The sequence below is a fragment of the Mesorhizobium sp. M0909 genome (genome assembly GCF_040319515.1).
Taxonomy (GTDB): domain Bacteria; phylum Pseudomonadota; class Alphaproteobacteria; order Rhizobiales; family Rhizobiaceae; genus Mesorhizobium.
The window spans coordinates 1-21,257 of the sequence record NZ_JAMYOA010000020.1; the positions used below are offsets into that span (position 1 = coordinate 1).

Here is a 21,257-nt window from a genome sequence, read left to right on the forward strand (position 1 = left end):
CGGAGAAACGCTGGACGAGCTCGTTCTCGCTTTGCAACCGGTCGCCGAAGCCCAGAACACCGGAGCGGATTTCATGTTCGAGAACAGTGGCGATCTGCTCGGGCTTGCCCGTGCCGGGAAAGAGTTGAACCGAGCGCCGCTTCATTTAGATACCTGTTCAGTGAACCTGTATGATCGTGTTCATTATCCTCACGCGGTGATCTTGTCAACGACGACTGATATCTGGCCTGCAGCCGTGAAGGACGCTTTCAAATCCCATGACTATCGACCGCACAGCGTTTCGGGTGAGGATCAGCGCCCCGATGATGGTGGAGCCGCCGCGGCCGCCGGAGATCGAGGTTCCGCCGCCGACGGCCGCGGGCACCGAAGGCAGCACCAGCGGTTCGGCAAGCGACAGTGACGGCGCTTTGATTAGGCCGATGTAGAGCAGTGCGAGCACGCTCGAGATGATGTAGGGCGCGGTGATCGCCTGCCAGGAGCAGACGCCGGACAGGCGCGTTGCCCGTTCGTTGTCGCCGCCCGCCGCCCGCGACGCCGGCCGTCGCGTCCAGTGCCTCAGGCGGCGCGCCGGCTTTGTTTCCGTGAATCTCGCTATGCCGCATTGCACAATCGCCTCGCCTGCGCAAAATGCGGCATGATCCGCAAATCCCTCACTGTCCTGGTGATCGATGAAAACCACATCCGCGCTTCGATAATCGAAGCGGGGCTGCGGGAGGCCGGGCATCAGCAGGTCACGGTCATCCACGACGTCGCCGGCATAGCGCGGCGGATCGCCGAGATCGAACCCGACGTCATCGTCATCGATCTCGAAAATCCCAACCGCGACATGCTCGAAAACATGTTCCAGCTTTCGCGCGTGGTGAAGCGGCCGATCGCCATGTTCGTCGACCGCTCGGACCAAGCGTCGATCGAGGCAGCGGTGGAAGCCGGGGTGTCGGCCTATGTCGTCGACGGCCTGCGCCAGGAGCGGGTCAAGCCGATCCTCGACATGGCGATCAGCCGCTTCAACGCCTTCTCGCGCATGGCGCGCGAACTGGAAGAGGCCCGCAGCGAGTTGGAGAGCCGCAAGGTGATCGATCGCGCCAAGGGCATCCTGATGAAGTCGCGCGGCCTGTCGGAGGACGCGGCCTACACGCTGCTGCGCAAGACAGCCATGAACCAGAACCGCAAGATCGCCGAAATCGCGCAGAGCCTGGTGACGGCGGCAGGGCTTCTGGATCCCGAGGAGAGTTGAGAATGGCGGCCGAGCACCGGATCAATGTTGGCTTCATGCCGCTCTTCGACAGCGCCATCCTTGTCGCGGCGAAGGAAATCGGCTTCGCCCTCCGTGAAGGCATCGACCTGACGCTCAACCGGGAAACGTCCTGGGCCAACATCCGCGACCGCATCGCCATCGGCCATTTCGACCTGGCGCATATGCTGGGGCCGATGCCGATCGCCTGCAATCTGGGGCTGACGCCGCTCGCCTCCGACACCGTCGTGCCGTTCTCGCTCGGCCTCGGCGGCAATTGCGTGACGGTTTCGAACGCGGTCTGGGCCGGCATGGCCGCGCACGGCGCCCAACCCGATCTCGATCCGGCGCGGGCCGGCAAGGCGTTGGGCGCGCTGATCCGCGAACGGGCGAATGGCGGCGGCGATCCGCTGCGCTTCGCCGTCGTCCATCCGCATTCCGGGCACAATTACGAACTGCGCTACTGGCTCGCCGCCTGCGGCATCGACCCGTCGCGTGAAATCGAAATCGTCATCGTGCCGCCGCCATTCATGGCCGACGCGCTCGCCGCCGGCAGGATCGACGGCTACTGCGTCGGCGAACCCTGGAACAGCGCCGCGGTCGTCGCCGGCACCGGCCATATCGCCACGGTCAAGGCGGCCATCTGGAAGACCAGCCCGGAGAAAGTCGTCGGCGTGCGCAAGGCATGGGCCGAAAGAGAGCCGGACGCGCTTTCGGCTCTGCTGCGCGCGCTGCATCATGCGGCGCGCTGGTGCCAGGACCCGGCAAACCGTGGCGAACTCGCGGCCCTGATGGCGCAGCCGGCCTTCCTCGGCCTGGCGCCGGCGTTGCAGATGCCGATCCTCAGCGGGCATCTGGCGCTCGGCGGCGGCGCCGAACTGAGCGTCGGCGACTTCTTTCTGCCCTTCGACAAGGCGGCGAACTTCCCGTGGAAGAGCCATGCACTGTGGTTCTACACGCAGATGGTGCGCTGGGGTCATGTCGCGCACACGCCGGAAAACCTCGCTATTGCCCGCGACTGCTACCGCCCCGATCTCTACCGCTCGGCGTTGAAGCCGCTTGGCGTGGCGCTTCCCGGTGCCAATGCCAAGGTCGAGGGCGCGCTGAAGGCCGCGACTCCGGTCGGTTCGGCGGGGGCAAGCCTGGTGCTCGGTCCCGATGGTTTCTTCGACGGCCAGATCTTCGATCCCGACAAGATCGACGCCTACATTGCCGGCCAGAAATTGGCGCGCGCCGAAGTCTGATCATTTCGGCGCCATTCTTGTGCACTGCACAAAAAATGTGCGTGCAACTGCGCTAATGAACAATCTTTGGCTTGCTCGCCCAGCGGGCCGACGCGCCAACGATTTGGCATGTCGTTGATCTCGTTGATGTTTGTCATCCATTCCGAAACTGGCACGGTTCCTGCGTTGCAATAGGCAGACTCTTCTCGGAGTCACGGAATAGGCGTCCAATGGCGGGCGCTACAGGCAAAGCTGCCGCTCAGGTCAACACGCGATCCCGGATGGACGGACGCGCGCGGCCTGGCCGGCGGCTTTTTTGTTTGGTCGAACACGCAATCGACGGCGCCGATCCCAAGCCGCGCCCAACCGGAGATGACGATGACGAAAAGCACCAATAGCCACTCCGCCCAAACGGCGATCAGCCGCCGCGATTTCCTGAGGATCAGCGCGGCCACCGCGGCAACGCTGGCCGCGGCGCGTGCGCTGCTGCCCTCCGGCGCCTATGCGGCTACCGCCGTACCGGAAGTCACGGGCGCCAAGCTCGGCTTCATCGCATTGACTGATGCAGCACCGTTGATGATCGCCAAGGAGAAAGGCCTGTTCGAGAAATTCGGCATGCCCGATGTCGAGGTGCTCAAGCAGGCCTCCTGGGGAGCGACGCGCGATAATCTGGTGCTCGGCGGCGAAGCCAACGGCATTGACGGCGCCCATATCCTGACGCCGATGCCTTATCTGATGCACACCGGCAATGTGACGCAAAACAAGCAGCCGCTGCCGATGGCGATCGTGGCGCGCCTCAACTACGACTGCCAGGGCATTTCCGTCGCCCAGGAATATGCCGCCACCGGCGTCGCCCTCGACGCCTCCAGGCTGAAGGATGTCTTCGCCGCCAAGCAGGCCGCAGGCAAGGAGGTCAAGGCCGCCATGACCTTCCCGGGCGGCACGCACGACCTCTGGCTGCGTTACTGGCTGGCCGCCGGCGGCATCGATCCCGACAAGGACGTCTCGACCATCGTCGTGCCGCCGCCGCAGATGGTCGCCAACATGAAAGTCGGCAACATGGACGTGTTCTGTGTCGGCGAGCCGTGGAACGAGCAGCTCGTTCACCAGGGCGTCGGCTTCACCGCCGCCACCACTGGCGAGCTATGGAAGGGCCATCCGGAAAAGGCGCTCGGCCTGCGCGCCGCCTTCATCGACAAGTATCCGAACGCCACCAAGGCGATCCTGATGGCCGTCATGGAAGCCCAGCAATGGTGCGAAGCCAAGGAAAACAAGGACGAGATGGCTGCCATCATCGGCAAGCGGCAATGGATGAACGTGCCGACCGCCGACATCATCGGCCGCCTCAAGGGCGACATCAATTACGGCAATGGCCGCGTCGCCAACGGCACAGATCTCTACATGAAGTTCTGGCAGGGCGGCGTGTCCTATCCCTTCAAGAGCCACGACAGCTGGTTCCTCGCCGAAAACATCCGCTGGGGCAAGTTCGCGCCGACCACCGACATCAAGGCGCTGGTCGCCCAGGTCAATCGCGAGGATCTGTGGCGCGAAGCGGCCAAGGATCTTGGTGTCGCCGCGGCCGATATCCCGGCGTCTTCATCGCGCGGCGTCGAGACCTTCTTCGACGGCAAGGTGTTCGATCCGGAGAACCCGTCCGCCTATCTCGACAGCCTGAAGATCAAGGCATCGGCCTGAACGGTGCAAACGGCGCTCGCGCCGTTTGTCGCCGCAAGCGCAACGGCGCCGCTTTTCGCCAAATGCCAAAGGAACGTTCGAGAAATGTCTATCCAAGCCATCAAGGACCGCAAGGTGAAGCCGTTCCCCGCGCCTGCCAAGCCTGCCGAAATCATCGCCTTCACCGCCAGGGCGCGGCGCCGCTTCGACCCGGCCGCAATCGCAGGCAAGCTGGCCAGCACGCTGGTGCCGCCGGTCATCGTCGTCGCCATCATGCTCGTCGTCTGGCAGGTCGCCTGTTCGTCGCCGACGGCCAGCCTGCCGCCGCCAAGCCAGGTCTGGAACGAGGCCTATGACCTGATCGCCCATCCGTTCTTCAACAATGGCCCGCAGGACATTGGGCTCGCCTGGCGGGTGCTGATCTCGCTGCAGCGCGTCGCCATCGGCTTTGGCCTTGCGGCGGTCGTCGGCGTCGCGCTCGGCGCTCTGGTCGGCCAGTCGATCTGGGCGATGCGCGGCCTTGATCCGGTGTTCCAGATCCTGCGCACGGTACCGCCGCTCGCCTGGCTGCCGCTGTCGCTGGCGGCGTTCCGCGATTCCAGCCCGTCGGCAATCTTCGTCATCTTCATCACCTCGATCTGGCCGGTGATCATCAACACCGCCGTCGGCGTCCGCAACATTCCAGAGGACTATCGCAACGTCTCCCGCATCCTCAGGCTCAACCAGCTCGAATTCTTCGTGAAAATCATGGTGCCGGCCGCGGCACCTTACATCTTCACCGGCTTGCGCATCGGCATCGGTCTGTCCTGGCTTGCCATCGTCGCCGCCGAAATGCTGACCGGCGGCGTCGGTATCGGCTTCTTCATCTGGGATGCCTGGAATTCGTCGCGGCTGCCCGACATCATCGTCGCACTCGCCTATATCGGCGTCACCGGCTTTTGCCTCGACCGCCTGGTCGCGGCGGTCGGCGTCTTCGTCACCCGCGGCACAACGGCAAAGTGAGGAGAGGGACGATGACGGCCTATCTGAAACTCGACCATATCGACAAATCCTTCATGCGCGGCGGCCAGGTCAGCGAGGTCCTGAAGGACATAAGACTGACCATCGACAAGGGCGAATTCGTCTCGATCATCGGCCATTCCGGCTGCGGCAAGTCGACCTTGCTCAATCTAATCGCCGGGCTGACCAAGGTCTCGGCCGGCGCGGTTCTGTTGGAAGACAAGGAGGTCGACAGCCCCGGTCCCGAACGCGCCGTGGTGTTCCAGAACCACAGCCTGCTGCCATGGCTGACCGTCTACGAAAACATCAACCTCGCGGTATCCAAGGTCTTCGGCGGCAAAAAGAGCCGGGACGAACGGCATGACTGGATCATGCGCAATCTCGATCTCGTGCAGATGGCGCATGCGAAAGACAAGCGCCCAGCGGAGATTTCGGGCGGCATGAAGCAGCGCGTCGGCATTGCGCGCGCGCTCGCGATGGAGCCGAAGATTCTTTTGCTCGACGAGCCGTTCGGGGCGCTCGACGCGCTGACCCGTGCGCATCTGCAGGACGCGGTGATGGATATCCATTCCAGACTCGGCTCGACGACGATCATGATCACTCACGATGTCGACGAGGCGGTGCTGTTGTCCGACCGCATCGTCATGATGACCAACGGGCCGGCGGCCACCATCGGCGAGGTTCTTCCCGTGCCGCTGGCCCGGCCGCGTCGGCGCATCGAGCTTTCCTCCGACCGCACCTTCCTGCGCTGCCGCGAGGCGGTGCTGAAATTCCTCTACGAACGCCACCGCTTCGTCGAAGCCGCGGAGTGAGGCCCTAACGGGAAAACGCGTCATCATCATTGGAAATCTGCATCGGCAATAGGCAATCTACCGCATTGCACAAATATTATGCTGCTGTGCAAGGCATTTTGACTAATCTTTGATCCGCTGCCGAGCTTGGTCAAAAGTCGCGCGGCTGCGGTTCATATTGATTTCATTCGATAATTAAGAGCGCTGTCGAATTGGCACGCTTCCTGCTTTCCAAAATGTAGGGCCCGCAAGGGCCAAGTGACACGGCGTCCAATGGCGGGCGCCACAGGCAAAGCTGCCGCTCAGGTCCACACGCGCTCCCGGAATCCCGGACGCGAAGACCTGGCCGGCGGCTTTTTTGTTTTGACGCAATCGACGGCGCTGGTCCCAAGCGGCGCCAACCGGAGACGACGATGACGAAACGGATCGGAACTGGCGCGTGCCTCGCGGAATTCACGCGCCGCCATTTTTCTGGCCAGCAACGCGCTGTTCACCGCCGCGCTCGTGCTCTTTCCCGCTGGCGCCAAGACTGACGGCAAAGGTTTCGAAGTGACCGTGCACAGCTCGGTTTCAACCAGTTCGCCCATGCCGCGCCGCTGACAGTCGCGAACGAACAGCCAAGGGCGGTGCCTCCCTCGCCGCAAACCGGAGCCAGAAAATGACCGCAAATCTCCCAGCCGCGCGCAGCCAGGACACTGCTCCCCGGCAGGCGCTTGTGATGTCCACCATCGCCTTCACCGTCTGCTTCGCGGTGTGGACGATCTTTTCAATCATCGGCGTGCGCATAAAGCAGGAGCTGGGGCTGAACGAGACGGAGTTCGGCCTGCTCGTCGGCACGCCGATCCTCACCGGCTCGCTCGTGCGTATGGTGCTCGGTGTCTGGACCGACCGTTTTGGCGGTCGGCTGGTATACACCGCGACCATGCTTGCGGCGGCGGTCGCGACCTTCCTGCTCGCGTTTGCGCACACGTACGGGCAGATGCTGGCCGCCGCGCTAGGCGTTGGGCTCGCCGGCGGTTCCTTCGCCGTCGGTGTCGCCTATGTCTCGCGCTTCTTCCCGGCCGGCAAGCAGGGTACGGCGCTTGGCATTTTCGGTGTCGGCAATGTCGGTGCCGCGGTCACCAAGTTCCTGGCACCGTTCGTGCTTCTCTCCTGGGGCTGGCAGTCGGTCGCGCTGATCTGGGCGGCAGCACTTGTCGTCATGGCCGCCGCCTTCTGGTTCACGACCGGCGACGATCCGGTCATTCGCGAGCGCCGCGACGGCAAGGCTGCACCCGCGAGAAGCTTCTTGCAGGAATTCGCGCCGCTCAAGAACCTGCAGGTCTGGCGTTTCGCCTTGTATTATTTCTTCGCTTTCGGTGCATTCGTGGCGCTGTCGTTGTGGCTGCCCCGCTACCTGATCGGCGTCTACGGCTTCGGGCTTGCGACCGCCGGCATGATCGGCGCGGCCTATTCAATTCCGGCAAGTATTTTCCGCGCCTATGGCGGCGTGCTTTCCGACCGGATCGGCGCCCGCACCGTGCTCTACTGCACCTTCGCTGTCAGTGCCGTCGCGACTCTCGTTCTGTCTCTCCCCTCGGCAGACTACGTCGTGCGCGGTATCAGCGGGCCGATCGCCTTCCATTTCGAGATCGGCCCGCTCGCCTTCATAGCCGTTGCCTGTGTGCTCGGCTTCTTCATGAGCCTCGGCAAGGCCGCCGTCTACAAGCACATCCCGGCTTACTATCCGCAGAGTGTCGGCGCGGTCGGCGGCGTTGTCGGCATGATTGGCGGGCTCGGCGGCTTTATCCTGCCAATCGCCTTCGGCGTGCTCAACGACCTCACCGGCGTCTGGTCCAGCTGCTTCATGCTGCTCTTCGTCATCGTCGCCACCTGCTTTGCCTGGATGCATTTCTCCATCCGGCGGATGGAGCGCACGGCGTCTGCCGAAGCTTCAGGCCTTTCCTACGCGGCTGAGTGAGAGCGGAGTGGATCAGGACATGACCGAGAAACTCGTCATCATCGGCAACGGCATGGCCCCCGGGCGCATGCTGGAGCATCTCCTGGAAAAGGCGCCTGGGCGCTACCAGGTCACCATCTTCAACGCCGAGCCGCGCGTAAACTACGACCGCATCATGCTGTCGCCGGTTCTGTCGGGCGAAAAGGCCTATGAGGAGATCATCATCCATGGCGACGGCTGGTACATCAAGCACGGCATCACCCTCTACAAGGGCCACAAGATCGTCGCCATCGACCGGCAGGCAAAGACCGTCACCTCCGATCATGGCGTGACCGAGCCTTATGACAAACTCGTCATCGCCACCGGCTCCGTGCCGTTTATCATTCCGGTGCCCGGCCATGACCTGCCGGGCGTGCTCACCTATCGCGATCTGGACGACGTCCGGGCCATGATGCTTGCCGCCCAGTCGCGGGCCAAGGCTGTCGTCATTGGGGGCGGCCTGCTTGGGCTTGAGGCGGCAGCGGGCTTGAACTCACAAGGCATGGACGTCACCGTGCTGCACGTCATGCCGACGCTGATGGAGCGTCAGCTCGATCCGGCCGCAGGCTATCTCCTGCAGCGTGCCGTCGAGCAGCGCGGCATCAAGGTCATCACCAAGGCCAACACGCAGGCGATCACCGGCAACGGCAAGGTCGAGCGGGTGGAGCTTGCCGACGGCACCGTCATTCCCGCAACGCTCGTCGTCATGGCGGTGGGTATCAGGCCGAACGCGGTGCTGGCAAAAGAAGCCGGCATTGCCGTCAATCGCGGCATCGTCGTCGACGCCGGCATGCGCAGCAACGACCCGGACATCTACGCAATCGGCGAATGCGCCGAGGTCAACGGCCAGGTCTACGGGCTGGTCGCGCCGCTCTATGAGATGGCGCGCGTCGCCGCCAGCCAGCTGGCTGGTAACGAGGCGGCGGCTTTCGTCCATATGGACACGCCGACCAAGCTCAAGGTCACCGGCATCGACCTGTTCTCGCTCGGCGACTTCGCCGAGGGCGAGGACCGCCAGGAGATCGTGCTGCGCGATGCCGCCGCCGGCGTCTACAAACGCCTGGTGCTGAAGGACGACCGCATCATCGGCACCGTGCTCTACGGCGAGACGACGGACGGTGCCTGGTTCAATGACCTCAAGAAGAAGCAGACCGACATATCCGAGATGCGCGATACGCTCATCTTCGGCCAATCCTACCAGGGAGGCCCCCCTCTGGACCCTATGGCGGCCGTTGCAGCCTTGCCGGATGATGCGGAAATCTGCGGCTGCAACGGCGTATGCAAGGGAAAGATCACCGGCGCGATCACGGCCAAGAGCTTGACCTCGCTCGACGATGTGCGCGCCCACACCAAGGCGTCGGCGTCCTGCGGTTCCTGCACCGGGCTGGTCGAAAAGCTGATGGTGCTGACCATCGGCGACAAATACAACCCCGCGGCGGTCCAGCCGATGTGCAGCTGTACCTCGCTTGGCCATGACGAGGTCCGCCGGCTGATCAAGGCCAAGGGCCTGAAGACCATTCCCGCCGTCATGCAGGAGCTGGAGTGGAAGACCTCTTGCGGCTGCGCCAAATGCCGGCCGGCGCTCAACTATTATCTCGTCTGCGACTGGCCCGACGAATACGCCGACGATTACCAGTCGCGCTTCATCAACGAGCGTGTCCACGCCAACATCCAGAAGGACGGCACCTATTCGGTAGTGCCGCGCATGTGGGGCGGCGTCACCAACGCCGCCGAATTGCGCGCCATCGCCGATGTCGTCGACAAGTTCGACATTCCGATGGTCAAGGTCACCGGCGGCCAGCGCATTGACATGCTCGGCATCCGCAAGGAAGACCTGCCGGCAGTGTGGGCCGATCTCGGTCAGGCTGGCTTCGTCTCCGGCCACGCCTATGCCAAGGGACTGCGCACGGTGAAGACCTGCGTCGGCTCGGACTGGTGCCGCTTCGGCACGCAGGATTCGACCGGCTTGGGCGTCCGTATCGAAAAATTCATGTGGGGCTCTTGGACGCCGGCCAAGGTCAAGATGGCGGTGTCGGGCTGTCCCCGAAACTGTGCCGAGGCGACCTGCAAGGATGTCGGCGTGATCTGCGTCGACAGCGGCTATGAGATCCATTTCGCCGGCGCCGCCGGCCTCGACATCAAGGGCACCGAAGTGCTTGGCCTGGTCAAGACCGAGGACGAGGCGCTGGAGCATATCGTGGCGCTGACGCAGATGTATCGCGAGCAGGGCCGCTATCTCGAGCGCATCTACAAATGGGCCAAGCGCATCGGCATCGCCGAGATCAAGCGTCAGATCATGGACGATGGCGAGAAGCGCAAGGCCTATTTCGACCGCTTCGTCTTTTCGCAAAAATTCGCGCAGGTCGACCCGTGGTCGGAACGTGCTTCCGGCAAGGACAAGCATGAATTCCGGCCGATGGCTTCGGTCGGTTTTGCGCAGGCGGCGGAGTAGGCGCGTGTCCCCGAAAAGTGGAATGCGGTTTTCGGACAAGAATACGCGCAAAAGAGGAATGGCCACATGAATTGGGTATCGATCGGCTCCCTGTCTGACATTCCGCGTCGCGGTGCGCGCTGCGTCGCAACGCCCGAAGGCAAGATCGCCGTCTTTCGTACGGCTGACGATCAGGTCTTTGCCATCGATGACCATTGCCCGCACAAAGGTGGGCCGCTCAGCCAGGGCATCGTCCATGGCACGGCGGTGACCTGTCCCTTGCACAATTGGGTGATCTCGCTGGAGACAGGCAAGGCGCTTGGCGCCGACGAGGGCGCGGTGCGCACCATCGCGGTGCGGATCGACGGCGAGCGGCTGTTCATTGCGCTGGAAGCGCTGGCCAGCCGCGCGGCGTGAACCATGCAGATTGATGAAGCGCGCGAGGTGAGGACCACCTGCCCCTATTGTGGGGTGGGTTGCGGCGTGCTGGCGAAGGTCGCCGCGGACGGTGAAATAACCGTTCGTGGCGACCCGGGCCACCCGGCGAATTTCGGCCGGCTCTGCTCCAAAGGCTCGGCGCTGGCCGAGACCACCGATCTCGAAGGCAGGCTGCTTCATCCGGAAATCCACGGTCGCCGCACCGACTGGGACGAAGCGCTCGACCTCGTCGCTTCGACTTTCTCGCAAACCATTGCCGAACACGGCCCCGATTCGGTCGCCTTCTACGTCTCCGGCCAGTTGCTGACCGAAGATTATTATGTCGCCAACAAGCTGATGAAAGGTTTCATCGGCTCGGCCAATATCGACACCAATTCGCGCCTGTGCATGGCATCGTCCGTCGCCGGCCACCGCCGCGCCTTTGGCTCGGACACCGTTCCGGGAAATTACGAGGATCTGGAACTTGCCGACCTGATCGTGCTGGCCGGCTCCAATCTCGCCTGGTGCCATCCGGTGCTCTACCAGCGCATCGCCGCGGCCCGGGAAAAGCGGCCCGAGATGAAGGTGGTGCTGATCGACCCACGCCGCACCATGACGTCAGACATCGCCGACATGCATCTGGCGATCGCGCCCGATGGCGACGCCGCTTTGTTCACCGGCCTGCTCGCCTATCTCGGCCAGCACAACGCGTTGGACCGCACCTATATCACGGCACACACCACCGGCTTCGGGCAAGCGCTTTTCGCCGCCTCGGCGCTCGACCTGGCCGGCATCGCTGCGGCCACCGGCCTTGGCGAGGATGAACTGGCCCGCTTCTACAGTCTGTTTGCCGCGACGGCGAAGACGGTGACCGTCTACAGCCAGGGCGTGAACCAGTCGTCTTCGGGCACCGACAAGGTCAACGCCATCATCAACTGCCATCTAGCCACCGGCCGCATCGGCAAGCCCGGCGCCGGGCCATTCTCGGTGACCGGCCAGCCCAACGCCATGGGCGGCCGTGAGGTCGGCGGCATGGCCAACATGCTGGCCGCCCACATGGAGATCGAAAACCCCGAGCACCGGAACCGCGTGCAGCGCTTCTGGAACGCGCCAGCCGTCGCCGAAAAACCCGGCCTGAAAGCGGTCGAGATGTTCGAGGCGGTGGCCGACGGACGCATCAAGGCGCTGTGGATCATGGCGACCAACCCCGTCGATTCGATGCCGGATGCCGATGCCGTCGAAGCGGCGATCAAGGCCTGCCCGTTTGTCGTGGTGTCGGACGTGCTGGGCGAGACCGACACGGTCCGCCACGCCCATGTCCGGCTGCCGGCGGCGGCATGGGGCGAGAAGGACGGCACCGTCACCAATTCGGAACGCCGCATCTCGCGCCAGCGCGCCTTTTTGGCCACGCCCGGCGAGGCAAGAGCCGACTGGTGGATCATCGCCGAAGTCGCCAAGCGGATGGGCTTTGGCGAGGCCTTTTTGCATCTGTCGCCGGCCGACATCTTCGCCGAGCATGCCGCGTTGTCGGGCTTCGAGAATGACGGCGACCGCGATTTCGACATCGGCGCGTATGGCGATATCGGTGCCGAGATCTACGAGGAGTTGGCGCCATTCCAGTGGCCAGCGCCGAGCCAAGCCACCCCCCTCTGGCCTGCCGGCCATCTCCCCCGCAAGGGGGGAGATCGGCTATCATCACGGCCTTCGCTAATCTCCAATGCCGCAAGGGGAGAGCCGGCGCCAAAGCTGCCAATCTCCCCCCTTGCGGGGGAGATGGCCGGCAGGCCAGAGGGGGGTGCTCAGGCTGAAAGTGAAAAAGACTTGGGGGTTCAGGCAAGACGAGCCTCACTTACCGCCCGCTTCTTCGCCAACGGCAGCTTCTACACGCCCGACCGCAAGGCGCGCTTCATTGCCATCCGCCCAGCCGCACAAACCCGCACCAGCCCGGACTACCCGCTGGTGCTTAACACCGGGCGAGTTCGCGACCATTGGCACACCATGACGCGGACCGGCAAGAGTCCGCGCTTGTCGCAGCACATGGCCGAACCGTTCGTCGAAATCCACCCGGCGGATGCACAGCACTATGGTATCGGCGATGCCGAGATCGTCCGCGTCTCGACTGCCCATGGCGAGGTGCTGGTCCGCGCCCTGGTGACGGTGCGTCAACGCCAAGGCTCTGTATTCGTACCGATGCACTGGACCGATCAGTTCTCCGCCCGCGCGCGCGTCGATGCATTGGTCGCGCCGACGACCGATGCGATTTCAGGCCAACCGGCCTCGAAGAATGTTGCTGCCCGAATCGAGCGGTTCGCCGCCACAGCCTTCGGCTTCGCCGTGCTTGCCGAACGGCCCGCATCGATCGACGCCGATTACTGGAGCCTCGCCCGCAGCCCCGTCGGCTGGCGGCTTGAAATTGCGTTGCAGGACAGCCGCGACTGGACCGGGTTGGCCGCCGCGCTGTTAGGCATGGAAGGCGAGACGCTCGCCTATCACGACATCGCCGGCGGGCACCATCGCTTCGCCCGTTTCGCAGGCAATCGGCTGGTCGGCGCGCTCTATCTTGCGCCTACGCCGGTAGCGGTGTCGCGCGGCTGGGCGGTCGAACAACTTGGTGCTGACCATGCCGATCGGCAGGCGCGACTGGCGATTGTCGCCGGGCGGCCGGGCGGCAACAGCGTCGACCGCGGTGCCATCGTCTGCGCCTGTTTCGGGGTCGGTGCCAACCAGATCGCGGAAGCGGTACGCGGCGGCTGTACCAGCGTCGCGGCAATCGGCGCCGTCCTTCACGCCGGCACCAATTGCGGCTCTTGCCGCGCCGAGATCAAGACCATTATCGACGGGCGGCGTCTGCAAGCTGCGGAGTGATGCGCCGAGGAACTCTGCCGCGCCGCTGCATGATGCTTACTAGCAATTTACAAACCATGGGCTACCAACGTTCTGACTTCGATTCGCTCGGAACGGGAGCCTCATGAGCAAAGCCCTGACCTCATTCGCGCTTGCCGCCGTGCTGACGGCCTTGCTGATGGCGCTCAGCCTGGCGGTGGCCAGGCATGGCTATCCCTATGGCGCGATCGGCGCCAAGCGCTTGAGCGACGTCGCCGATGCGGGGGCGTTCATTCCGCTCGCGGCGATCTACTTTCTCAGCGCACTGCTGATGATGGTTCTGCCGATCAGGCTCGCCGGCATCGTCCTGACACATGCCGCCGATGCGATCTTCTGGACGATCATCGTGTTGTTTGCGGTCATCGTTGGATGTCTCGCCGCCAGATTTGCCTTCGGTCAGCGCGATGTGCTCCCGGCACTGCTGAACTGGCGGTTCCTGTTTGTCGCTGCCGTCGTCGGATGCCATCTCTTCATCAACGAGCTGCGCCGCAACATCCTGTTGCGAAGCCTGTTCTTCGTCGTCTTCGCCGCAGCGACACTGGCCTGCCTGTTTTGGTCCTTCACCGTCTGAGCATGTGCGACCCGTCGGGCAGACGGCCTAATTCTTGTCGACCGGCTTCGAACGCATGCGCGAAACGGTCTCACGCTCGGCCCGCTTCGAACGCATCGGCGGCAGGCCGCGGTCGACCAGGTCCATGTCTTCCAGCACCATGTCGCCCATCCGCTTGAAAGCGATGTCGAGCGCACCGGCCCGGTGGGCGGAGCGCAGGAACCCCGGCAATGTGCGGACCGGGTGATCCTGGGCCAGCGGCTCCTCAGGAAAAACATCGCTGGCGGCGACGATATGGCCGCTGCGGACGGCGTCCATCAGTGCCGGGAAATCGACCACGCCGGCTCGGCTGAGCAGGATGAAAGCGGCTCCCTTGCGCATCCTGGCAAACGCCTCGGCGCCGAGGAAGCCCTGGTTTTCGCTGGTCACCGAAGCGACGACGAAGACGAAATCGCTGTTCGACAGAACGTCGTCGAGAGAGGCCGGCTCGACGCCGTTTTCGATCAGGATCGACGGCGGCAGCCACGGGTCGAAGGCTTTTGTCCGCGTGCGAAAGCCTGACAGCAGCCGGTTGAGCGCGCGGCCAAGATCGCCGAAGCCGATAATGCCGACATCCGCGCCGGAAAGAAGCCGCGCCGTCCGGTTGCCGTCGCCGCCCCACAGCTCCTTGCCCTGACGAAATGCGAGATCGGCGTCGACGATGCCGCGGGCGAGATTGAGCGCCATGGCAAGGCCGAGTTCGGCCACAGGTTCGGCAAAGACCAGCCCGGTGGTGACGACATGGATGCCGCGCGAAAACAGCGTCTCGTAGGGCATGTTGTTGATGAGGTTGCTCTCGACATTGAAGATGCAGCGCAGCGCCTTCATTTTTTCCAGCGTCTCCGGCGCGATAGGTGGCTGGCCGACGATGTAGCGCGCCTCGCCAAGGATATCGGCCGGCAGCGCCGCCACCGCTTCGGGCGATGTTTCGACGATGCGGTATTTCGATCGAAAGTTCGCCAGCGCGGCCGGCGTGAAGATCAGGTCGAGCGTGCGCGGTTCGGGTGCGCTGATCACCAGGGGCAAGGCGCTGTCGGACATGATACTTCACCTCCCGTGCGATCCGCGTCGCACCACACTAGAATCGTCTTTTGCCGCCCCCGACACCTATCACATGCCTGTCGAGAAGGAGAAGTTTGCCTTCTTCGGCCTTGCGGTGCGGCGGTCGGTGGTCCAGATAGACGGCGATCGAAGGACGACAAGGAAGACAGCGACATGATCCCGTTTCGAAAGAACCTCATCGATGGCGAGTGGGTAGGCGATGCCGGCTCCCGCAACATCAACCCGTCCAATCTCGACGACGTGGTCGGCGAATATGCATCGGGGGGCGCGGAGCACGCTCGGCAGGCCATCGCGGCGGCGAAAGCGGCATTTCCGGCGTGGTCTCGATCGGGCCTGCTGGCCCGCCATGCGGTGCTGAGGAAGACGTCGGACGAGATCACCGCGCGGAAAGATGAAATCGGCCGGGCCTTGGCGCGCGAAGAAGGCAAGACGCTGGTCGAGGGCATCGGCGAGACCGTGCGGGCCGCCCAGATATTCGATTTTTTCGCCGGCGAGACGCTGCGTCTTTCGGGCGAGCTGGTGCCGAGCGTGCGGCCCGGCGTCGGCGTCGAGATCACCCGCGAAGCGGTCGGCGTCGTCGGCATCATCACGCCGTGGAATTTCCCGATCGCCATTCCGGCTTGGAAAATCGCTCCGGCGCTGGCCTACGGCAACACCATCGTCTTCAAGCCGGCGGAACTCGTTCCGGAGAGCGCCTGGACCATTGTCGACATCCTGCACCGCGCCGGGCTGCCCAAGGGTGTGCTCAATCTGGTCATGGGCAAAGGTTCGGTGGTCGGCCAGGCCATGCTCGACAGTCCTGACCTCAACGCGATCACCTTCACCGGATCGGTCGGCACCGGCAAGCGCGTCGCCGCCGCCAGCGTCGAGCACATGCGCAAGTTCCAGCTCGAAATGGGCGGCAAGAACCCGCTTGTAGTGCTCGACGATGCCGACCTTGCCGTCGCCGTCGACTGCGCTATCAACGGTGCCTACTTCTCGACCGGCCAGCGCTGCACGGCGTCGTCCCGGCTGGTGGTGACGGACGGCATCCACGACCGCTTCGTCGAGGCGCTCAAGGACCGCATGGCCAAGCTGGTCGTCGGCGACGCTCTCGATGCCAAGACCCAGATCGGGCCGGTTGTCGACCAGAGCCAGCTCAAACAGGACGAAGACTATATCGCCATCGGCCGTCAGGAAGGTGCGGACCTCGCCTTCGGTGGCGAGCGGCTCGATCGTGAAACCCGCGGCTTCTATTTGCAGCCGGCGCTGTTCACCGAAACCACCAACGCCATGCGCATCTCGCGCGAGGAGATTTTCGGACCGGTCGCCAACGTCATCCGCGTCAAGGATTATGACGAGGCGCTGGCGGTGGCCAACGACACGCCGTTCGGCCTGACCTCCGGTATCTGTACCTCGAGCCTCAAGCATGCCACGCACTTCAAGCGCAATTCGGAAGCCGGCATGGTCATGGTCAACCTGCCGACGGCCGGCGTCGACTTCCACGTGCCTTTCGGCGGACGCAAGGGATCGAGCTACGGCCCGCGCGAGCAGGGCCGCTATGCCGCAGAGTTCTACACCACGGTGAAGACCGCTTACACGTTTGCCGGCTAAGAAAAGGCGGCAGACCAGCCAGGCAGGCGAGCAAATCGATGACATCTGAGAATACGGCCCTGACCTGGCTCAATCCGCCGCCGCACCACGCCTTCGGCAACAATACGGTGGATGTACGGACCGGCAAGGAGACCGACTTCTGGCGCGAGACGTTCTACGGCTTCTGGCGCGACAATGGCCATTTCCTCCATCGTGAGGTCGAGGGCGATTTCAGCGCCGAAGTCACGGTCAAGGGGCACTATGAGGTGCTTTACGATCAGGCCGGGCTTATGGTCCGCCTGAGCGAGACGCACTGGATAAAGGCCGGCATCGAATACACCGACGGGCTGATGTATTTTTCCGTCGTCGTCACCAACGATGCCTCCGACTGGTCGCTGGCCAGCATTCCCGCCGACCCCGACGGAGTCAGGATCCGCCTGACCCGCCATGCCGAGACGATCCGCGTCCAGTATCTGGACGCGTCCGACAAGCACTGGAAACCGGTGCGGCTTGCCTATTTCCCGCCGTCGAAAACGGTCGATGTCGGCATGATGTGCTGTTCGCCGCAGCGCGAGGGTTTCGAAGTGAAATTCAGCGATTTTTCGATCGGCCCGCCGATCTCGCGGGAGCTTCACGACTGAGGCGCCGCGATGCGGTCGGGCGGTTTGCGTCGGGCCGGCCTCAGTAGGTCGCCCGGCCGCCGGACACGTCGAAGACGGCAGCAGTCGTGAACGAGCATTCCTCGGACGCGATCCAGCAAATCAGCGCCGCCACCTCCTCGACCTCGCCGAAGCGCGCCATTGGTATTTTGGACAGCATGAAATCGATGTGCTGCTGGCTCATCTGCTGGAAGATCGCGGTGCGCACAGCCGCCGGCGTGACGCAGTTCACCGTCACCTTGGTCTTGGCCAGTTCCTTGCCGAGCGATTTGGTCATGCCGATCACCGCCGCCTTGGAGGTGCTGTAGGCCGAGGCGTTCGGGTTACCTTCCTTGCCGGCAATCGAGGCGATGTTGACGATCCTGCCGTAATTGCGTTCGAGCATATGCGGGACCAGCGCCTTGTTGCAGAAGAAGACGCCGTTGATGTTGATGTCGATGACCCGGCGCCAATCCTCTACGGAATACTCCCAGGTCGTCATGTTAGGTCCGGTGATGGCAGCACTGGTGACAAGGATATCGACCGCGCCCAGCGCTTCGATCGTCTCTCCGGCGGCGGCTTCGACCGCTATGGGGTCGGCGACGTCGAGGGTGACGCTGTGCAGGCCTGTAACGATGGCCTTGGCCTGCTCGATCTGGGCGGCATCGCGATCCCAGACCGAAACACGCCCGCCTTCGTCAGTGATCCTTTGCGCGACGGCCAGGCCGATGCCTGAGGCGCCGCCGGTGATAACAGCGGATCGTCCGGCAAATCGTCCCGCGAAACTCATCGGCATGTCGTCTTCCTCCCAATCGGTGGCGAATGTGAAGTCAACGGCGGACAAGTTCAAGCACGGACTCGCAGCCTCAGAACAGCTTGTGATGGGCCAGCACCGGGCAATTGGACGGCACTGCCTCCTGGCCAAATCGTCGCGTCCGGTATTGCGAGAACTGCAGGAACGACGCGCCCAGTTGGCATTCGGGTGACAGGCGGCGCCGGATGCGTTATATTGCACTGCACAATGCGAGCGCCTGCAGGCGAAGCTCCCATCGATCCGATGAATCGGCCCATGAAATCGGCCCATGAATCGGCATTGAGCTGCAAGGACGGAAAACCGATACCGAGATGAAGATTCCAAAATCTCTGTTGATCGATCCGGACAAGAACACGGTCTATGGCAGCTTTGCCGTTGCCGTCTCGATCTGGGCGTTCTCCTACTCGACCATTTTCGGCCAGGCCATGATCCTGGCCTACTATGCAGTCTGGCTGCCGCTCATCCTGGTCGACTACCGCAAGATATTAAGGCACGCTTCCAGCGCCTGGCTTCCGCTGGCCTTTGCAACCTATGTCTGCTTCTCGGTGTTCTGGTCGGCAGCTCCCGGCACCACGGCAAGGACGGCCGTCCAATATTGTTCTCATATCGCCTGCGCCTACATTGCCGCACGCACCGTCAGCGTCCGGACCTTGACCATAGGCGCCCTGATCGGGATTTTCGTCGTCCTGCTCTACTCGCTCAAGGTCGCGAGTTATTCCTACGACGTTCTCGATGGGACGTACAATTTCGTCGGCGCGTTCAGCTCCAAGAACCAGATCGGCTTTGTCGCATCGCTTGGCATCTATTTCTGCGTTGTCTACCTCGCCTTTCTCAGGCGGGGCCGGACAAGCTTTTTGTTGATCGTACCGATTGTCCTTCTATCGGGCTATCTACTGGTCGTGTCGCATTCGGCCACTTCGATGGCATCGACCCCGGCGGTTCTCGCTCTGGTCGCCCTGCTTTCCATCGGCAAGGTGCTTTCGCTCCGCCATCGCCGGGTGATTTTCATGATCGGTGCGGGCGGGCTGGTCGCCTGCACCGTGATTGCGCTGAATCTCGGGCTGATGGACTTTGTCCTTGGCCTTTTCGGCAAGGATTCGACGCTCACCGGACGAACCTACCTCTGGCAGCAGGGCTGGAATGCCGCGCAGCAATCGCCCATGCTCGGCGTCGGCTACGCGGCCTATTGGGTGCAGGGCTTCTCCGAGGCCGAGCGGCTGTGGAACGAATTCTACATCGCCGCGCGAAGCGGCTTCCACTTCCACAACACCTACATCGAGACCTTGGTGGAACTCGGCTTCGTCGGCGCGACACTGCTTTCGCTGATTATCCTGCGCACGCTCTGGGGTCACGTCTCGGCGCTGATATTCAGGACATGGCAAGCCGACTCCGTGATTCTTGCCGGCGTCATGGTGCTTCTGTTCATCCGATCCTTCGTCGAGGTCGAGACCCTCAATCCCTACATCATGGGATCGTTCCTGCTGTACTATAGCTACTTCAAGCTGGTGAGGGTGCCGGCCGTCGCTGCTTCCCGGTGGAGCGCCGTGAACCATCTAGAGGAACCGGACGCCGTGCGAGGCTAGAGCGGGCGGATCCCAAACGGCAAAAACCCCGCAGGCCGCTGCCCACGGGGTTGGTGCTTCACTTCGGTGGAAAGAAGCTACTGGATGGCCAAGGGCGCCGGTTTGACCTTGATCACGTCCCCTGGCAGCACCGGCGTGTCTTCATCGGCGGTGATTTCGCTGGTCTTGCCGTCGACCACCCGCACCAGGGAAAAAGACAAGGCCGCTGGTTCGTTGTTGCCATAGAATTGCGGCATTGGGCTGCCCGACAAGGCTTCGGACATCAGGGCCTTTTCCATATTCAGCTTCAGCGTCACCTCGTTGAGATCGGCTTCCGTCTGTTGCCGGTCGGTCGCGAGGCTGGAGTTCTGGGTGTTCTCGAGATCGATGGCGTCCTGGGTGGCCTTGCTGATCGACTGCTTGGCCGTGAGAATCGCCGTTTCGTAATCCAGGATCTGGCCCTCGAGGTCGGCGATGGTTTGCTGCGAGTTCAAAACCCGCGTGTTGACGACCAGGCCCTTTTGCGCCAGCGAGCCGATGCCGTTGAGCTGCTCCTTCGCCAGATCAACCTGCTTCTGCTGGTTGACGATCTTTTTCTGCAGCGAATCGATCTCGCTCTGCAGCAGCGCCTTCAAATCGTCGAGCGCCTGCAAGCGCAGCTTGAGTTTCTTCTGGTCGGCCGCCAGGATCGCCGTCTCATCGGCAACGATGCTGGGCAGCTTCGGATCGTCGGCCACCTCTTTCGGCACCGCGAATGTCGGCTTGTCGGCCAGTTCCGCTTCGATGCGAGCGCGCTTGACGGTCAGCCTGACCAATTGGTCTTGTAGTACGTCGAAATTGCCCTTGGCATTGATCAGGTCGCGATCGTAGCGCTGTCCGCTCTCCGGGGTCCGCCGGGCTCCGCCGGCAATGCTCATCGCTTTCAGCACGGTCAACCCAGGCACACAAGGATACTGGCCAGGCGCTTGCACCTCGCCGGAGATGTAGAATGGCCGGTACTGCGCCATTTCGACGGAAGCCTCCGGCCTGTCGGCCAGAGCGAGCTTGCGTTGCAGCGCCTCGCCGAGCGATGCGGCGATCTCCGAAGTCGTCTTGCCGGATGCGGGCATCTCGCCGACGAACGGAACCGACAAGGTTCCAGCGGGCCCGACCGTGTATTCTCCATTGATGGCCGACCAGTCGCGGAACGTGCCTTCGACGGTCTGCCATTCCGCCACGCGGATGGTCAGCTTGTCCTGTGCTCCTAGGCGATAGTCGTCGGCGAAGGCAAACTGTGGCAGGGCTAGCGACAGCGTCAGGCCGGTCGCCATTGTAAGGCAAGTCGTCAAAAGCCGTACTCGCCGCATGCGTCTGGAGAGAATGCCGGTGCAAAAGATATCGATTATATCTGCTT

Annotated in this window: 17 protein-coding genes and 2 pseudogenes; 13 read left to right on the forward strand and 6 right to left on the reverse strand. The window is 63.2% G+C overall.

The features are described from left to right. Positions 1-145: pseudogene (locus NKH83_RS31725) on the reverse strand (GntR family transcriptional regulator); the annotation flags it as partial. Positions 146-283: 138 nt separating this feature from the next. Continuing rightward, positions 284-523, reverse strand: a pseudogene (locus NKH83_RS25105) (ABC transporter permease); the annotation flags it as partial. Positions 524-634: 111 nt separating this feature from the next. Between NKH83_RS25105 and NKH83_RS25110 the strand changes: the two are divergent. The 5 genes from NKH83_RS25110 to NKH83_RS25130 all read left to right on the forward strand — a co-directional run bounded on the left by NKH83_RS25110 (position 635) and on the right by NKH83_RS25130 (position 5,939). Further along, positions 635-1,234: an ANTAR domain-containing response regulator gene (locus NKH83_RS25110; RefSeq protein ID WP_023676288.1), complete on the forward strand. Its 600-nt coding sequence runs from the start codon at positions 635-637 to the stop codon at positions 1,232-1,234. 2 nt (positions 1,235-1,236) lie between these two features. Then, positions 1,237-2,475: a CmpA/NrtA family ABC transporter substrate-binding protein gene (locus tag NKH83_RS25115; protein ID WP_352807988.1), complete on the forward strand. Its 1,239-nt coding sequence runs from the start codon at positions 1,237-1,239 to the stop codon at positions 2,473-2,475. A gap of 357 nt (positions 2,476-2,832) precedes the next feature. Beyond that, positions 2,833-4,149 carry a CmpA/NrtA family ABC transporter substrate-binding protein gene (locus NKH83_RS25120; RefSeq protein WP_352807989.1) on the forward strand — a complete coding sequence of 439 codons (1,317 nt, stop codon included), beginning with the start codon at positions 2,833-2,835 and terminating at the stop codon, positions 4,147-4,149. An 84-nt stretch (positions 4,150-4,233) separates the two neighbouring features. After that, complete coding sequence (ntrB, locus tag NKH83_RS25125; RefSeq protein ID WP_352807990.1) at positions 4,234-5,130, forward strand: nitrate ABC transporter permease; 897 nt, start codon at positions 4,234-4,236, stop codon at positions 5,128-5,130. Positions 5,131-5,141: 11 nt separating this feature from the next. After that, positions 5,142-5,939: an ABC transporter ATP-binding protein gene (locus tag NKH83_RS25130; protein WP_352649801.1), complete on the forward strand. Its 798-nt coding sequence runs from the start codon at positions 5,142-5,144 to the stop codon at positions 5,937-5,939. A gap of 281 nt (positions 5,940-6,220) precedes the next feature. On the opposite strand, the gene NKH83_RS25135 is transcribed toward NKH83_RS25130, so the two are convergent. After that, entirely contained in the window at positions 6,221-6,505 is a 285-nt protein-coding gene (locus tag NKH83_RS25135; protein WP_352807991.1) for a hypothetical protein, read from the reverse strand. Positions 6,506-6,576: 71 nt separating this feature from the next. Between NKH83_RS25135 and NKH83_RS25140 the strand changes: the two genes are divergently transcribed. The 5 genes from NKH83_RS25140 to NKH83_RS25160 all read left to right on the forward strand — a co-directional run bounded on the left by NKH83_RS25140 (position 6,577) and on the right by NKH83_RS25160 (position 14,198). Then, complete coding sequence (locus NKH83_RS25140) at positions 6,577-7,878, forward strand: MFS transporter (RefSeq protein ID WP_352807992.1); 1,302 nt, start codon at positions 6,577-6,579, stop codon at positions 7,876-7,878. A 19-nt stretch (positions 7,879-7,897) separates the two neighbouring features. After that, the gene (gene nirB / locus NKH83_RS25145; RefSeq protein ID WP_352807993.1) at positions 7,898-10,348 is read left to right on the forward strand and encodes a nitrite reductase large subunit NirB; all 2,451 of its coding nucleotides are present in this window, start codon (positions 7,898-7,900) and stop codon (positions 10,346-10,348) included. A gap of 66 nt (positions 10,349-10,414) precedes the next feature. Further along, a complete protein-coding gene (gene nirD / locus NKH83_RS25150; RefSeq protein WP_254816082.1) occupies positions 10,415-10,744 on the forward strand; it encodes a nitrite reductase small subunit NirD in 330 nt (109 codons plus the stop codon). A 3-nt stretch (positions 10,745-10,747) separates the two neighbouring features. Next, positions 10,748-13,609, forward strand: a complete 2,862-nt coding sequence (locus NKH83_RS25155) for a nitrate reductase (protein ID WP_352807994.1) — start codon at positions 10,748-10,750, stop codon at positions 13,607-13,609. Between the two features lie 103 nt (positions 13,610-13,712). After that, positions 13,713-14,198, forward strand: coding sequence for a hypothetical protein (locus NKH83_RS25160; RefSeq protein WP_352807995.1), 486 nt, complete (start codon positions 13,713-13,715; stop codon positions 14,196-14,198). A gap of 27 nt (positions 14,199-14,225) precedes the next feature. Here NKH83_RS25160 and NKH83_RS25165 read toward each other — a convergent pair whose 3' ends face one another. Next, positions 14,226-15,257 (reverse strand): hydroxyacid dehydrogenase, encoded by a 1,032-nt coding sequence (locus NKH83_RS25165; RefSeq protein WP_352649795.1) that lies wholly within the window; start codon positions 15,255-15,257, stop codon positions 14,226-14,228. Positions 15,258-15,434: 177 nt separating this feature from the next. Here NKH83_RS25165 and NKH83_RS25170 point away from each other — a divergent pair, with 177 nt between their 5' ends. Next, positions 15,435-16,871 carry an aldehyde dehydrogenase family protein gene (locus NKH83_RS25170; protein ID WP_254816386.1) on the forward strand — a complete coding sequence of 479 codons (1,437 nt, stop codon included), beginning with the start codon at positions 15,435-15,437 and terminating at the stop codon, positions 16,869-16,871. Positions 16,872-16,909: 38 nt separating this feature from the next. Further along, complete coding sequence (locus NKH83_RS25175) at positions 16,910-17,491, forward strand: DUF1349 domain-containing protein (RefSeq protein ID WP_352807996.1); 582 nt, start codon at positions 16,910-16,912, stop codon at positions 17,489-17,491. A 40-nt stretch (positions 17,492-17,531) separates the two neighbouring features. Here the strand turns inward: NKH83_RS25175 and NKH83_RS25180 are convergent, their stop codons facing one another. Beyond that, positions 17,532-18,284: an SDR family NAD(P)-dependent oxidoreductase gene (locus tag NKH83_RS25180; RefSeq protein ID WP_352807997.1), complete on the reverse strand. Its 753-nt coding sequence runs from the start codon at positions 18,282-18,284 to the stop codon at positions 17,532-17,534. A gap of 329 nt (positions 18,285-18,613) precedes the next feature. On the opposite strand from NKH83_RS25180, the gene NKH83_RS25185 reads away from it, so the two are divergent. Beyond that, complete coding sequence (locus NKH83_RS25185) at positions 18,614-19,885, forward strand: O-antigen ligase family protein (RefSeq protein WP_352807998.1); 1,272 nt, start codon at positions 18,614-18,616, stop codon at positions 19,883-19,885. Between the two features lie 77 nt (positions 19,886-19,962). Here the strand turns inward: NKH83_RS25185 and NKH83_RS25190 are convergent, their stop codons facing one another. Then, positions 19,963-21,174: a polysaccharide biosynthesis/export family protein gene (locus NKH83_RS25190; RefSeq protein WP_352807999.1), complete on the reverse strand. Its 1,212-nt coding sequence runs from the start codon at positions 21,172-21,174 to the stop codon at positions 19,963-19,965. Positions 21,175-21,257 lie beyond the last annotated feature (83 nt).